Below are 14,110 nucleotides of genomic sequence, written 5' to 3'. Positions count from 1 at the left end.
CCTAGCGCGACTCGCCACCCCTTCGGAAAGCCCCCAACTGATGTTCCCCGACGATATCCAGACCCTTGCACGTCAGGTCATCGACCGGGCGCGCGAGCGCGGCCTGATGATCGCCACGGCCGAGAGCTGCACCGGCGGACTCGTCGCCGGCGCGCTGACCGATATCGCCGGCTCGTCCGACGTCGTCGACCGGGGCTTCGTCACCTACAGCAACGAGGCGAAGACCGACCTCGTCGCCGTCCCGCCATCGCTGATCGAGGCCCACGGCGCCGTGTCCGAAACCGTCGCCCGGGCCATGGCCCAGGGCGCCCTCACCCGCTCGGCGGCGCAGATTTCTGTCGCCGTCACGGGCGTCGCCGGCCCCGGCGGCGGCTCGGACGACAAGCCGGTCGGCCTGGTGCATTTCGCCGCCGCCGGCCCGGACGGCGTCGTCCATCAGGAACACCGCTTCGGCGACATCGGCCGCGAAGCCGTCCGCCTCGCCGGCGTGCGTGTGGCGCTGGGTCTGCTGCTCGACCGGATCGACGCATGATCGTCGACGCCCGCGGCCACCGCTGCCCGACCCCCAGCCTCAAGCTTCAGAAGGCGATCCACCAGTCCGGGCCGGGCGAACGGATCACCCTGCTGGCCACCGACCCGATGGCGCGCATCGACGTGCCGTATCTGATGACGGACCTCGGCGGTCGCGTGGTCGAAATCCAGGAGGCCGAAGGCGTCCTGACTATCGTGGTCGAGACGCCCGGCGCTCCGACAGCCTGACCACGGTGTCCGAGTCGTCCTCGGTCGGCTCCAGCGACGGCGCGCCGATCGAACGGGCGGCGATCTCCATCTCGGTGGCGAAGGCGCCGCCGTAGAAGATCGCGTTGACGTTCCACGACAGCCAGATCAGCAGCACCACGACCGCGCCGACCGAGCCGTAGGTCGCGCCCAGCGGCGCGATCTGCTCGACGTAGATGGCGCACAGCCAGGACGAGACGGTCGACATCACCATCGCCACCACGCCGCCGGCGATCGACGGCGCCCAGGCCACCGGCGTCCGGTGGGACATGGCGTAGCGGTAGAGCATGGTCAGGCCGATCGCGAGCCCGAGCGCGGGCCACAGACCATCCAGCGCAAGCCCGCCGCCGCTCGCCGCCGCCGTCGTCGCGGGGCCAGCGTGCTCCAGCAGGCGCGAGGTCACGACCGCGCCGGACACCACGGTGAACAGGGCGAAGGCGAACAGGGCGACGAAGAAGGCCAGCAGGTTGAACTTGAAGAAGCCGTGCGGCTCGGTCTCGTCGTGGATCAGGTTCAGCCCGGCCAGCAGCGCCTTGAAGCCGCGATGCGCGGCGTATCCGCCGATGACCAGGGCGAAGAAGCTCTGCGCCGACACCGTCCGCGCCGAGGCGTTGGCCAGCCGCTCGATCTCGGCCCGGAAGATGGCCCGCGCCGCCGCGGGCATGACGTCGGCCAGCGCCGCCGCCTGCTCGCTGACCTGGGCGATGGACAGCACGGCCTTGTAGAAGCCGATCAGGATGGCGATCGCCGGGAACACCGCCAGCAGGGCGAAGAACGACACCCCGCCCGTATAGAGCATGACGTCGCGGCCCCAGCTGCGCGTGAACGCCTTGACCGCGAGTCGGCCCCACAGCATGGGCGCAGCCCAGCGCGCCGCCGTACTGATATCCGTTTTCGCGTCCAATCCGGTTCCCGCAGTCGCCCCAGCCGTCACCCATACCCCAATTCGGTCCCCACGAAACGGGCTTGGGTTTTTGCCGTTGGGGAAACCTTCTATCGCCGGTTGCCTGGCGTCGGCGGAGCGCTATGGTCCCCTCCCTGAAGACCGCCCTGGGGCAGGAGCGGTCCGGAGTGCCCACCGCTTGTCTTCCGATCCGCGCATTCTGGTCGTCGCGCCTGACGATGACCTGGTCGGCCCCCTGTGTCAGGGGCTCGACGCCCTTGGCTGGCGCACGGTGACGGCCCGCTCCCTGGCCGGCGCGGTCCAGGTCCTGATCGACTGGCCGCTCGAGGCCGTCATCCTCGACGCCCGCCTCGACGAGGCCGAGGAAGGCGCCCGCGCCATGCGCCACACCGTCTCCCCGCGACGCCTGCCGGTCCTGGTCATCGGTGCAGAGGCTTCGAACTGGGAACCGGGACTGATCGACATCGCCATGTCGGCGCCGCCCCACGCCGCCCAGGCCGCCCTGCGCCTCGAACACCTCGTCCGCACCGCCATCGCCGAGGAAGAAGTCGGCCTGCGCGAAGCCACCTTCGCCTCGCGCGGCGAACCGCTGGCGACCGCCGTGGCCGACTCCGCGCCCCTGCGCGTACTGGCCGCCGGCAAGCCCGACCGCCATTTCATCGCCCTGTCCAACGCCCTCGTCGCTCACGGCTGCGACGTCGTCGCCGCGCCCACGCCCTACACCGCCTTCGACTATCTGCATGAGCGGCCGTTCGACGCCGCCGTCCTGTGGGGCGCCGAGGATCACGCCCCCGCCCTCTCCATCGCCTCGGGCATGAAGCGCAACACGCGCCTCTATCACATCCCGGCGGTGCTCTATCTGCGCGGCTCCGGCGAGATAAATCTGGCCGAACTCTACAACCGCGGCTTCGCCGACGTCGCCGCGGCCGACACGCCCGAGGATGAGACCGCCGACCGGATCGTGGCCCTGGCACACGCCCACCGCCGCCACCTCGCCATCCGCCGCGCCCTCGAAGGCGCCCGCGGCTCCGGCCTGACCGATCCGGCCACCGGCCTGTTCACCCGCGAACTGTTCGCCAGCCACCTCGCCCGCATCGCCGAGGGCGCACGCCTGCGTCGCCGCCCTCTGTCGGTCGCCGTGCTTCGCGTCTCCGACACCGAAGCGGTGGTCGAGGCCCGCCAGGGCGGCTGGCTGGATCGCGCCCTGCCCCAGATCGGGGCCATGGTCTCGCGCCTGATCCGGACCGAGGACACGGCCGCCCGTCTGTCGTCCGACATCTTCGCCCTCGCCCTTCCCGCGACGCGCGGCCCGGCCGCCCGCATCGCCGCCGACCGCATCGCCGCCGTCATCGGCTGCACCGCCTTCGACGCCGGTCCCGACCGCGCGCCGTTCGTGGTCGAGTTCGAGGTCGGCGTCGCCGAGGTGATGCCCGGCGAGTCCCCGGCCGTGGTGCTGGAGCGGGCCTCGGCGGACATCGGATCCGCCCGGCGCTGATTTGACAACTCAATCTGTCTAATGCAGGTTCGGGCCATGACGGCCCGGCCATCAGCCCTGCTCGACACCCTCGACGCCGCCCATCTGGCGCTGGCGCCGATCCGACGCCGCATCCTCGCCGCCCTCGTCGAACCCGCCTCCGCCGCCGGCCTGGCCGAGCAGCTCGACATGCCGCGCCAGAAGATCGGCTATCACCTCCGCGCCCTCGAGGATGCGGGTCTGGTCCAGCTGGCGGGCGAGCGGAAGAAGCGCGGTTTCACCGAGCGCCTGTTCGTCGCCGCCGAACGCTACGTCCTCGACCCAGCCCTGCTTCAGGCCGCCCCGCCGGACCCCGACGCAATCGAGGCCCAGGACCGTCACGCCGTCGACCATCTGGTCTCCACCGCCTCCGCCATGGTCCGCGACGTCGCCCGCATGCGCGAGGCCGCCGCCGCCCAGGGCGCGCGCCTCCTGACCCTGACGGTCGAGGCCGACGTCGCCTTCGCCACGCCCGCCGATTTCGACGCCTTCTCCAACGATGTCGCCGAGGCCGTCGCCGTCCTCGCCCGCAAATACGCGGCCCCCTCGGGTCGCCGCTACCGCCTCACCGCCGCGGCCCATCCCGCCGTCGCCCGCCCTGCCCCGACAAGGAACTGAGCCATGACCGAAGCCGCCGCCGACCAGCCCATGGAAGACCACGTCCTCGTCGAGGTCACCGTGCCGGCGCCCGCCGACGTCGTCTGGGACGCCCTGCGGGACCCGCAGAAGATCAAGCACTGGTTCGGCTGGGAGACCGACGGCCTGAAGGACGAGATCGACTTCATATTCGTCACCCACGCGTCTGCGGATGAAGAGCGACGCGTCGTCACCTTCGTCGGCGTCAACGACCGCTACGAGGTCGAGGCCCGCGGCGACGGCAGCGTCGTCCGTGTCGTCCGCTCGGCCCCGGTCGGGACCTGGACCGACGTCTTCGACGGCATGATCGAGGGCTGGATTTCCTTCACCTGGCAGCTGTCGTTCGCCTTCGCCCGCCACGACCTTCAGCCCCGCCGAACGATCTTCTTCTCCGGCCCGCCGAAAGCGGACCAGCTCGGTCGCTCATTGCTCGGCCTCGACGCCGCCCCGGCGAAGGGCGAACCCTGGTCCGGCCCGCTCGGCCCGGATGCGGAGGCTTCCGGCCAGGTCTGGTTCACCGCCCGTCACCAGATCGGCGTCACCGTCGACGCCTGGGGCGATGGCCTGCTGGTGGTCCTCGATCAGCCGCCGACGGAGAAGAAGCCCCGCGGCTCGACCATGCTCACCCTGACCACCTACGGCCTGTCCGAGGCGCAGCGCGCCGACCTCCAGGCGCGCTGGACGGTCTGGTGGGACGAGCGCTTCGAAAACGTCGAGCCCGGCTGCTAGGCCGCGCCCGCCACCCGCGCCAGATCGGCCGTGATGCGCTCGGCGACCTTCAGGCGGTCCTCGGGCGTATCCCAGTCGCCCTTCACGACGATCTTCTGGTCCGGGCGAATCTTCCAGAAGGCATGGTTCTTCTGGATCAGGCCGACCAGGCCGATCGGGTTCGGGAAGGCGTTGTTGCGCAGCGTCAGCACCGCGCCCTTGGGTCCGATGTCGATCCGTTCGATGCTGGCGATCTTGCAGTTCGCCTTGATGCCGACGATGCGCAGCAGCTGCTTCGCCTCGTCCGGCAGCGGCCCGAACCGGTCGATCAGCTCTGCCGCCAGCGCCTCGCGCGTCTCCGAGTTCTCGGCGTCCGACAGGCGACGATACAGGCTCAGCCGCACGTTCAGATCCGGCACGTACTCTTCCGGGATCAGCACCGCCGCGCCGACGTTGATGGCCGGCGACCAGCCGCGGTCGACGACCCCGCCCTCGCCCGCCAGCCGCAGCTCGGCCACCGCGTCCTCCAGCATCTGCTGGTACAGCTCGACCCCGACCTCGCGGATGTGGCCCGACTGTTCGTCGCCCAGCAGATTGCCGCCGCCGCGCTGGTCCAGATCGTGGCTGGCGAGCTGGAAGCCGGCGCCCAGGTTGTCCAGCGACTGCAGCACCTGCAGCCGCCGCTCCGACGACAGGCTCAGGGGTCGCTTCGGATCAGTGGTCAGATAGGCGAAGGCTCGCGCCTTGGCCCGGCCGATCCGTCCGCGGATCTGGTGCAGCTGCGCCAGGCCGAACATGTCCGCCTTGTGCACGATCAGGGTGTTGGCCGTCGGCACGTCCAGCCCGCTCTCGACGATGGTCGTCGACAGCAGCAGGTCGTAGCTGCCGTCGTAGAAGGCGCTCATCACGTCTTCCAGCTGGGTCGGCGTCATCTGGCCGTGGCCGACCACGAAGCGGATCTCCGGCACCTTCTCGCGCAGGAACTGTTCGATGTCCGGCAGGTCCGCCAGACGCGGCACGACATAGTAGGCCTGACCGCCGCGGTATTTCTCCCGCAGCAGCGCCTCGCGCACCAGCACCTGGTCCCACGGCGTGACGTAGGTCCGCACCGCCAGGCGATCGACCGGCGGCGTGGCGATGATCGACATCTCGCGGATGCCCGACAGCGCCATCTGCAGCGTGCGCGGAATGGGCGTCGCCGTCAGCGTCAGCAGGTGCACGTCGGCCCGCAGCGACTTCAGCTTCTCCTTGTGCTTGACCCCGAAGTGCTGCTCCTCGTCGACGATCACCAGGCCCAGGTCCTTGAACCCGACCTGTTCGCTCAGCACCGCATGGGTGCCCACGACGATCTCGAACGTGCCGTCCTTCAGACCCGCGCGCGTCTCCGCCGCGTCCTTGGCCGTCACCATCCGCGAGAGGTGCCGTACGGTGATCGGCCAGCCGGCGAAGCGCTCGCTGAAGGTCTTGAAATGCTGGCGCGCCAGCAGGGTCGTCGGACAGACGACCGCCACCTGCTGCCCGCCCATCGCCACCACGAAGGCCGCCCGCAGCGCCACCTCGGTCTTGCCGAAGCCGACGTCGCCGCAGATCAGGCGATCCATCGGCGTGCCCTTGCCCAGGTCCTCCAGCACGTCGCCGATGGCGGCCAGCTGGTCGTCCGTCTCCTCGTACGGGAAGCGGGCGCAGAACTCGTCGAACAGGCCCTGCGGCGGCACGATCGGGTCCGCCGTCCGCAGCGACCGCTTGGCGGCCAGGGCGATCAGACCCTCGGCCATGTCGCGCAGGCGGGCCTTGGCCTTGGCCTTGCGCGCCTGCCAGCCCGCCCCGCCCAGCCGGTCCAGCTGCACCCCGTCGGCGTCGGTGCCGTAGCGGGTCAGCAGGTCGATGTTCTCGACCGGCAGGTACAGCTTGCTCTCACCGGCGTAGAGCAGCTCCAGGCAGTCGTGCGGCGCCTCCTGGATCTCCAGCGTCTTCAGGCCCTCGTAGCGGCCGATGCCGTGATCCAGGTGGACCACCAGGTCCCCGGTCGTCAGCGCCGACGCCTCGGCCAGGAAGTTCGACGCCCGCCGCTTCTTCTTCGGCCGCGCCAGCCGGTCGCCGAGGATGTCGGTCTCCGAGATGACCGCGATGTCGTCGGTCTCGAAGCCGTGCTCCACCGGCAGCACGCCGCGCAGATAGATGTCCTTCGGCGCCTTCTGGACGTCCGCCCAGTCGCGCACCGCGACCACATGCTCCAGCCCGTGGTCGGCCAGCATCGAGGCCAGCCGCTCGGACGAGCCCTCGGTCCACGAGGCGAACAACACCCGCTTGCCGGCGCCCTTCACCGTCTCCGCGTGCCGCGCCACCGCCTCGAACAGATTGACGCTGTCCTGCGATCGCTCGGCCGCGAAGCTGCGCCCCAGCCGTCCGCCGGCGTCCTCGCCCGTCCCGTGGAACGGCGACAGCCGGCGCACTTCACGACCCGCCAGGGCGCTGTTCCAGTCGCCCTCGTCCAGATACAGCCGCTTCGGCGGCAGGGCGCGATAGGCGGCCCCGCCCTTGCCCATCGCCGCGTCGCGCCGCGCGTCATAGGCGTCCGACGTCAGGCTCCACCGCTCGCCCCGCGCCGCCTCCACCTGGTTGTCCAGGAACACGGCGGCATCGTCCGGCAGATAGTCGAACAGCGTCTCCAGCCGGTCGTAGAGCAGCGGCAGCCAGTGCTCCATGCCCTGCCGCCGCGCGCCCTCGCTGATCGCGGTGTACAGCGGGTCGTCGCCGGGCGCGCCGAACAGGTTCAGATAGCCGGTCCGGAACCGCGAGATGCTGTCCGCATCCAGCAGGGCCTCCGACACCGGCGCCAGCGACACGTTCCGCATCTGGCCGGTCGAGCGCTGGGTCGCCGGATCGAAGGTGCGGATCGACTCCAGCTCCGAGCCGAACATGTCCAGCCGCACCGGCTCCTCGAAGCCCGGCGGGAAGACGTCGATCACCCCGCCGCGCACCGCGAACTCGCCGCGCTCCGACACCGTCGAGGCGCGCATATAGCCGTTGGCCGCGAAATACCGCTCCAGCACGGCCGTATCGAGCTCCAGCCCGACCGTCGTCTCGAACCCGGCCCCGCACGTCACCTCGCGCGGCGGCGTCCGCTGCATCGCCGCGGCGATCGTCGTCACCACCAGCATCGGCTTCGCGTCGTCATCCTCGCGACAGGCCAGCTTCGTCAGCGCCGCCATCCGCTCGGCCGATACCGACGACGTCGGGCTCAGACGGTCGTAGGGCAGGCAGTCCCAGGCCGGGAACTCCACCACCTCGATGTCGCCGGCGAAGAAGCGGAACGCCTGCACGAACTCGCCCATGCGGGCGTAGTCGCGCGCCACGAACAGGCCCAGGCCGCCCGCGGCGCGCAGCCGTTCGGCGACCGTCAGCGCATCCAGCCCCTCGGGCGCGCCGCCCAGTTCCTGATCGCCCCGCTTCGGGATCACGGCGTCCATCAACCGGCTCCCTTCGCCACTTCAGCCGCCACATGCTCGGCCATGAAGGCGCGGATCTTCGTCATCAGGCTTCCGTCGTAGCGCTCGGGCGTCGGCGCGGTCTGGATGATCCAGGCGTAGAGGGCGTGGTCGTCGTCCTCCATCAGCATCTGCTCGAACAGGTCCAGCTCGGCCTCGTCCAGCGTAGGTCCGACCTGTTCCGAGAACGGCCCCAGCACCAGGTCGGCCTCGCGGAATCCGCGCCGCCACGCCCGGAAGGCGATGCGGCCCAGCCGGGCCTGCCGGGTTTCATTCGGACGCGCGTTCGTATCGGCCACAAGAATCCTTGCCCGTTGAGATTATAGAGGAATGCGCTCAAGCAGCGGGCCGCCGCGCGGCCTGCGGTAGCGCACTCACAATGAAGCCGAGCAGATAGCGTTCCAGACCGCCGTCCGCCAGCTATGCTGCACAGTATGCGGCCCCAGATTCTCTTTCCGCTGTTCGCAGACGTCTCCAGCCTCAAAGGCGTGGGGCCCAAGGTGCTGCCGCTCGTCCAGAAGCTGGCCGGGCCGCTGGTGCGCGACGTCCTGTTCCTGACCCCGTCAGGCCTGATCACCCGCCAGCCGATGACGGCGACGAATGCGATCGAGGGCCAGATCGGCATCTTCGAAGTTCTGGTCGATAGACTGTTCATTCCCGGCAAGCCCGGCGCGCCGATCAAGGTGCGGGCCACCGACGACACCGGCTTCGTCCACATGGTCTGGTTCGGCGGCTCGGCCCAGCACATCGAGCGCCTGCTGCCGAAGGGCCAGAAGCGACTCGTCGCCGGCAAGGTCGAGCGTTTCAACAACGAGGTGCAGATCGCGCACCCCGACGTCTACACCCTCGAACAGGCCGGCGAGATCGCCGCCGTCGAACCGGTCTACCCGGCGACCCAGGGGCTGAGCTCGCGCCAGATCCGCAAATTCGTCCAGGGCGCGCTCGAACACGCGACCGAGCTCCCGGAATGGCAGGACGAGGCCTGGCTGAAGAAGTCCCGCTTCCCCGGCTGGCGCACGGCGCTCGAGCGCCTGCATAGCCCCGCCGGCGAGCCGGATCTCGCCCCCGAGGCCGTGGCCCGGCAGCGCCTGGCCTATGACGAACTGTTCGCGCACCAGCTGGCCCTCGCCCGCCGTCGCCGCATCCGCCAGATCACCCCAGGGCCCGTCATCCGGCCGGGCGAGGCGTCGGAGCGCCTGCTGACCGCCCTGCCCTTCGCCCTGACCGGCGCGCAGGAACGCGCCATCGAGGAAATCCGCCACGACCTGGCCTCGGGCGAACAGATGGGCCGACTGCTCCAGGGCGACGTCGGCTCCGGCAAGACCGCGGTCGCCGCCCTCGCGCTCGCCGACGCCGCCGCTTCCGGCTTCCAGGCGGCGCTGATGGCGCCCACCGAAATCCTCGCCCGCCAGCACTATCAACGCCTGTCGCCCATGCTCGACGCGGCGGGCGTCAGCACCGTCCTGCTCACCGGCCGCGACACCCCGGCCGAGCGCCGCGCCCGGCTGGCTGCGCTGGCATCCGGCGAGGCCCAGGTCGCCATCGGCACCCACGCCCTGTTCCAGGACGCCGTCCGCTTCGACCGACTGGCGCTGGCCGTCATCGACGAACAGCATCGCTTCGGCGTCAACGAGCGTCAGCGCCTCCAGGCCAAGGGCGACCCGCGCACCGGCGGCGTCCACCTGCTGACCATGTCGGCCACGCCCATCCCGCGCACCCTTGAGCTGACGCAGTACGGCGAGCTTGAGGTCTCGCGCCTGACCGAAAAGCCGCCCGGCCGCACGCCGGTGACGACCGCCGTCCTGCCGCTGGCCCGCATCGGCGAGGTCGCCAAACGTCTCAAGGCCGCACTCGACGCCGGCGCCCAGGCCTACTGGATCTGTCCTTTGGTGGCCGAAAGCGAAGCGTCGGACCTCGCCGCCGCCGAAGCCCGCGCCGCCGATCTGCGCCGCATCCTCCAGGTCGAGGTCGGCCTCGCCCACGGGCAGATGGCCGGACCAGAGCGCGAAGCCGTTATGGCCGACTTCGCCGACGGCCGCATTCCGCTGCTGGTCGCCACCACGGTGGTCGAGGTCGGCGTCGACGTGCCCAACGCTTCGATCATGGTCATCGAACACGCCGACCGTTTCGGCCTCGCCCAGTTGCACCAGCTGCGCGGACGCGTCGGCCGGGGCACGGCGGCCAGCACCTGCCTGCTGCTCTACGGCGGCGGCGACAACGGCCTGGGCGACACCGCGCGTGAGCGGCTCGAAACCCTGCGCCGCACCGAGGACGGCTTCGAGATCGCCGAGGAGGACTTCCGCCTCCGCGGCGGCGGCGATCCGCTCGGCCTGAAGCAAAGCGGCTTCCCGGCCTACCGCTTCGCCGACCCGATCCGTCACAGATCCCTGTTGCTGGCCGCCGCCGATGACGCCCGGCTGGTCCTCGGCCGTGACCCGGATTTGCTCAGCCCGCGCGGCGAGGCGGTGAAGGTGCTGGAGGCCCTCTTCGACTGGCGCAACGACCGCGGCGGCGTCGACTAGAGCGGGTTCTGCGTCCGCCAGGCCATCAGACGCGTTTGGACGTCTGCTTCAATATCGCCGTAGAACAGATTGTACGCGCGGGTCTTTCTACGATCCGCCCAGCTTCCCGTCGCCCGGAAGGCCTCGGACTCCGGCTGGGTATGGCGCAGCAGACCGTCCCGGCACTGGGTCGCTACCTCCCGCGCCCGCAGCGCCGGTCGCGCGCCCCATTCCAGCCCCGTGGCGTTGGTCGCACCGCGGTGCGCGCGGGCCTCCACCGGGGCGGAGTCCGTCGAACCGGTCACCGGGTTCACGCACAGCGCAGGACGCCCGTCCAGTTCGACCAGCCGCCCCTTGTCGTCCCACACCAGGGCCCGCATCAGGCGCCGGCGCGCGGCCCCGTCGCTGCGATCCCCGACCGGCGAGAAGGCCACCACGCAGCCGACCTGATCGCGCCGCGCGCAGGCCGGAACTGCGGGCGACAGGCTGTCGGCCGGGGTGATCACATCGGTCATATAGACGGCCACCAGGCGCTGGCGCAGGGCCGGATCGGGCGCGATCCGCTCGCGCACGAGCCGGTCGACCAGGTCGCCGCCCTGCTCCACGCCCGCCACCACGATCGGTCCCGTCGGATGACGCTCCAGCCAGACCTCGAAGGCGGCGGCGATGTCGCGATAGGCGAAGGCCCGAGCCTCCCGCGCGTCCTCGCGCAGGGTCAGACGGGTGTACAGGCTGCCCTGCCGGTAGCGCGGCGCACTGACCTCCCCGGCGCGGGCGAACGGCCCCGCATGGTTCGGCAGCACCACACGACGCAGCCAGCCCTCGCCGCCCGGATCGCCGATCGGCCCGTTCCAGTGCTTGCCGCCCTCATAGGTCGTCGAATGCACGAAGAAGATCGCCGCCGGGCCCGCGTCCGGCGCGCGCGCGTCCTGCAGCACCCAGGCCGAGGCTTGCGAATAGTCCGGCGCCGGGGGCGGTTCATAGGTCTGGAACGGCACCTGCGGGTCCAGCCCCGCCTTCAGGATGTCCCCGCGCCAGACCAGCACCGCAATCACCACCAGCGCGACGAGCGTCAGCCCGATCACGCCGATCCACTGGCGAAGGGTCAGTCCGGGACCTTTCACCGGTACGGGTCCGCCTTCATCAGGAAGTCCTGCACATAGCGCCGGACGCCTTCTTCCAGCGGCGTCGACTGGCCGCCGAACCCGGCGGCCCGCACCCGGTCCATGCTGGCCTGGGTGAAGTACTGGTACTTGTCGCGGATCGACACCGGCGTATCGACGTATTCGACGCTGGGCGCCTTGCCCGCGGCGGCGAAGGTGGCGTTGGCCAGATCGAGGAAGGACCGCGCCTGGCCGGAGCCGGCGTTGAACACCCCGGAGACCTCCGGCGTGTCGAGCAGCCACTCGATGATGTCGACCACGTCGTCCACGAACACGAAGTCGCGCAGCTGGCCGCCGTCGGCGTAGTTCGGGTTGTGCGAGCGGAACAGGGTCACCGGCTCGCCGGCCTGAACCTTGGGCCAGATCTGCGCCACGACCGACTTCATGCCGCCCTTGTGGCCCTCGTTCGGGCCATAGACGTTGAAGAATTTCAGCCCCGCCCACTGGCTGGGCGACTGCCCCCGATCCGACTGCCTCGCGGCATACTGATCGAACAGCATTTTCGAATAGCCGTAGGCGTTTAGCGGACGAAGCGAAGCCAGACCCTCAAGACTGTCGTCGTCCACGAAGCCCTGATCGCCGTCGCCGTAGGTCGCCGCCGACGAGGCGTAGATCATCCGCGCGTCCCGCAACGCGCACCAGTCCCAGATGTCGCGCGACAGGGTGAAGTTGGTGCGCATGATCAGGTCGGCGTCGGCCTCCGTCGTCGACGAGATCGCGCCCATATGCACCACGGCCTCGATCGCCTCGGCATGCCGCTCCAGCTGTTCGAACAGCTCTTCCGGCTGCCAGAAGTCTGCGATCGGATGCTTGGCCAGATTCTTCCACTTGCCCAGGGCCGCGTCTTCCATGCGGTCGCAGACGACGATGTCGCGACGATCCTCGGCGCACAGGCGCGCGACGATGTTCGAGCCGATGAAGCCCGCCCCGCCGGTCACCACGATCATCCGACGCGCCATCAGTCAGCCTTCATCTTTTCAATGGTCCGGGTGGTCGAGTAGCCGTCCTCGAAGGTCGCCAGCTTCACCTCGCCGCCCCAGCTCTCCACCAGATCGCCGCCGACTACGCCTTCGCGCGTGTAGTCCGCACCCTTGATCAGAACGTCCGGCCGCAGCCGTTCGATCAGCGCCAGCGGCGTCGGATCGTCGAAACTGGTCACCCGGTCCACGCTCTGCAGACCGCCGATGACCACGGCGCGGCTGTCCAGATCGTTGATCGGCCGCCCCTCGCCCTTCAGCCGCTTGACCGAGGCGTCGGTGTTCAGCGCCACCACCAGCCGGTCGCACCAGCTGCGCGCCTGGGCCAGGTAGGCGACGTGGCCGCGGTGCAGGATGTCGAAACAGCCGTTGGTGAAGCCGACCTTCAGCCCCTGCCGCTTCCAGCCCTCGACCACGTGCGTCAGCTCGTCCAGCGGCATCACCTTGGCGTGCGCGCCCGCGGCATGCTGGCTCATCTCGGCGTCGATCAGTTCGGCGGGCGTCACCACGGCGGTGCCCGCCTTGCCGACCACCACGCCCGAAGCCAGGATGGCGAACTCGACCGCCGTCTCCAGCGACGCGCCCGCGCCCAGGGCCAGCCCCAGCGCCGCCAGGCCGGTGTCGCCGGCGCCCGAGACGTCGAACACCTCGCGCGCCCGGCCCGGGAAATGCTTCGCCGCCCCCCCACGCCGCATCAGGCTCATGCCCTTGCCGGCGCGCGTCACCACGATGGCCTTCGCCGTCGTCGCCTCCAGCAGCGCCTTCAGCGCCGCCTCGACCTCGGCGTCCGTATCCACCGGCAGGCCCGTGGCCCCGGCCAGTTCGCTGGCGTTCGGCTTGATCAGATCGACCGCGCCGTATCGCGCGAAGTCGCGTCCCTTGGGGTCCACCACGACCGGCGCACCACTCGTCGCGGCCGCGTTCAGCGCCTGGGCGATCACCAGATCGCTCACGACGCCCTTCGCGTAATCAGACAGCAGATAGACAGAAGCGCCCGTAAACGCGTCCGTTTCCGTCGCCAGGATCGCAGCGGACTCTTCGTCCAGCCGCAGCAGCTGCTGCCCGGCCGCGACGAAGCGCGTCTTGACGATCGTGTCCACGCCCTCGCGGCGTTCGATGGCGTCCTCAATGCCGGCTTCCGCCGCCACCAGGCCGGCCAGTTCGTCGCCGGCCGCATCCTGCCCGGCCACCGCGCCCAGCCGCGCCACCCCGCCCAGGGCCGCGACGTTGCGGGCGACATTGCCCACCCCGCCCGGCATGGCGATGCGCCGCCTGGTCTTCAGAACCGGGATCGGCGCCTCGGGCGAGATCCGGCTGACCTCGCCATAGACGTAGCGGTCCAGCATCAGGTCGCCCACGCAGGCCACTTTCAGCCCGCGCACGCGCTCCAGCAGAGCCTGCAGTTCCCCTAGGTCGAGCGTCCGGTCAGCCATGCAACCCGAC

12 protein-coding genes are annotated in these 14,110 nt (G+C 70.4%); 6 read left to right on the top strand and 6 right to left on the bottom strand.

Features of this window, described 5'->3' with window-relative positions; genetic code table 11:
* Positions 1–40 precede the first annotated feature (40 nt).
* On the top strand, positions 41–532 hold the full coding sequence (locus GGR12_RS08985) for a CinA family protein (RefSeq protein WP_183204080.1): 492 nt from the start codon (positions 41–43) through the stop codon (positions 530–532).
* Entirely contained in the window at positions 529–759 is a 231-nt protein-coding gene (locus tag GGR12_RS08980) for a sulfurtransferase TusA family protein (RefSeq protein ID WP_183204079.1), read from the top strand. Before GGR12_RS08985 ends, GGR12_RS08980 begins: the two co-directional genes overlap by 4 nt.
* On the opposite strand, the gene GGR12_RS08975 is transcribed toward GGR12_RS08980, so the two are convergent.
* Entirely contained in the window at positions 722–1,633 is a 912-nt protein-coding gene (locus tag GGR12_RS08975; protein ID WP_246328828.1) for a YihY/virulence factor BrkB family protein, read from the bottom strand. The two genes, GGR12_RS08980 and GGR12_RS08975, sit on opposite strands and share 38 nt — an antisense overlap.
* A 226-nt stretch (positions 1,634–1,859) precedes the next feature.
* On the opposite strand from GGR12_RS08975, the gene GGR12_RS08970 reads away from it, so the two are divergent.
* Genes GGR12_RS08970 through GGR12_RS08960 form a run of 3 tightly spaced genes read left to right on the top strand, consistent with a single transcriptional unit; the run spans position 1,860 to position 4,559 of the window.
* Entirely contained in the window at positions 1,860–3,176 is a 1,317-nt protein-coding gene (locus GGR12_RS08970) for a diguanylate cyclase domain-containing protein (protein ID WP_183204078.1), read from the top strand.
* 36 nt (positions 3,177–3,212) lie between these two features.
* On the top strand, positions 3,213–3,812 hold the full coding sequence (locus GGR12_RS08965; RefSeq protein WP_183204077.1) for an ArsR/SmtB family transcription factor: 600 nt from the start codon (positions 3,213–3,215) through the stop codon (positions 3,810–3,812).
* Positions 3,813–3,815: 3 nt separating this feature from the next.
* Positions 3,816–4,559: an SRPBCC family protein gene (locus GGR12_RS08960; protein WP_183204076.1), complete on the top strand. Its 744-nt coding sequence runs from the start codon at positions 3,816–3,818 to the stop codon at positions 4,557–4,559.
* On the opposite strand, the gene mfd is transcribed toward GGR12_RS08960, so the two are convergent.
* Both mfd and GGR12_RS08950 read right to left on the bottom strand, forming a co-directional pair.
* Positions 4,556–8,008, bottom strand: coding sequence for a transcription-repair coupling factor (mfd, locus tag GGR12_RS08955; RefSeq protein ID WP_183204075.1), 3,453 nt, complete (start codon positions 8,006–8,008; stop codon positions 4,556–4,558). The two genes, GGR12_RS08960 and mfd, sit on opposite strands and share 4 nt — an antisense overlap.
* The gene (locus GGR12_RS08950; protein ID WP_183204074.1) at positions 8,008–8,325 is read right to left on the bottom strand and encodes a succinate dehydrogenase assembly factor 2; all 318 of its coding nucleotides are present in this window, start codon (positions 8,323–8,325) and stop codon (positions 8,008–8,010) included. The genes mfd and GGR12_RS08950 overlap by 1 nt, the downstream gene beginning before the upstream one ends.
* Before the next feature lie 135 nt (positions 8,326–8,460).
* Between GGR12_RS08950 and recG the strand changes: the two genes are divergently transcribed.
* Positions 8,461–10,548 (top strand): ATP-dependent DNA helicase RecG, encoded by a 2,088-nt coding sequence (recG, locus tag GGR12_RS08945; protein WP_183204073.1) that lies wholly within the window; start codon positions 8,461–8,463, stop codon positions 10,546–10,548.
* On the opposite strand, the gene GGR12_RS08940 is transcribed toward recG, so the two are convergent.
* Genes GGR12_RS08940 through rfaE2 form a run of 3 tightly spaced genes read right to left on the bottom strand, consistent with a single transcriptional unit; the run spans position 10,545 to position 14,100 of the window.
* Positions 10,545–11,651, bottom strand: coding sequence for a DUF3089 domain-containing protein (locus tag GGR12_RS08940; RefSeq protein WP_183204072.1), 1,107 nt, complete (start codon positions 11,649–11,651; stop codon positions 10,545–10,547). The genes recG and GGR12_RS08940 overlap by 4 nt on opposite strands.
* On the bottom strand, positions 11,648–12,649 hold the full coding sequence (rfaD, locus tag GGR12_RS08935) for an ADP-glyceromanno-heptose 6-epimerase (protein ID WP_246328827.1): 1,002 nt from the start codon (positions 12,647–12,649) through the stop codon (positions 11,648–11,650). The genes GGR12_RS08940 and rfaD overlap by 4 nt, the downstream gene beginning before the upstream one ends.
* Complete coding sequence (gene rfaE2 / locus GGR12_RS08930) at positions 12,649–14,100, bottom strand: D-glycero-beta-D-manno-heptose 1-phosphate adenylyltransferase (RefSeq protein ID WP_183204071.1); 1,452 nt, start codon at positions 14,098–14,100, stop codon at positions 12,649–12,651. Before rfaE2 ends, rfaD begins: the two co-directional genes overlap by 1 nt.
* Between the last annotated feature and the right edge of the window lie 10 nt (positions 14,101–14,110).

The organism is Brevundimonas lenta, from assembly GCF_014196335.1.
Lineage (GTDB): Bacteria > Pseudomonadota > Alphaproteobacteria > Caulobacterales > Caulobacteraceae > Brevundimonas > Brevundimonas lenta.
The sequence above is the reverse complement of the archived record's forward strand: the minus strand, read 5'-3'. Positions and strand labels throughout refer to the sequence as shown.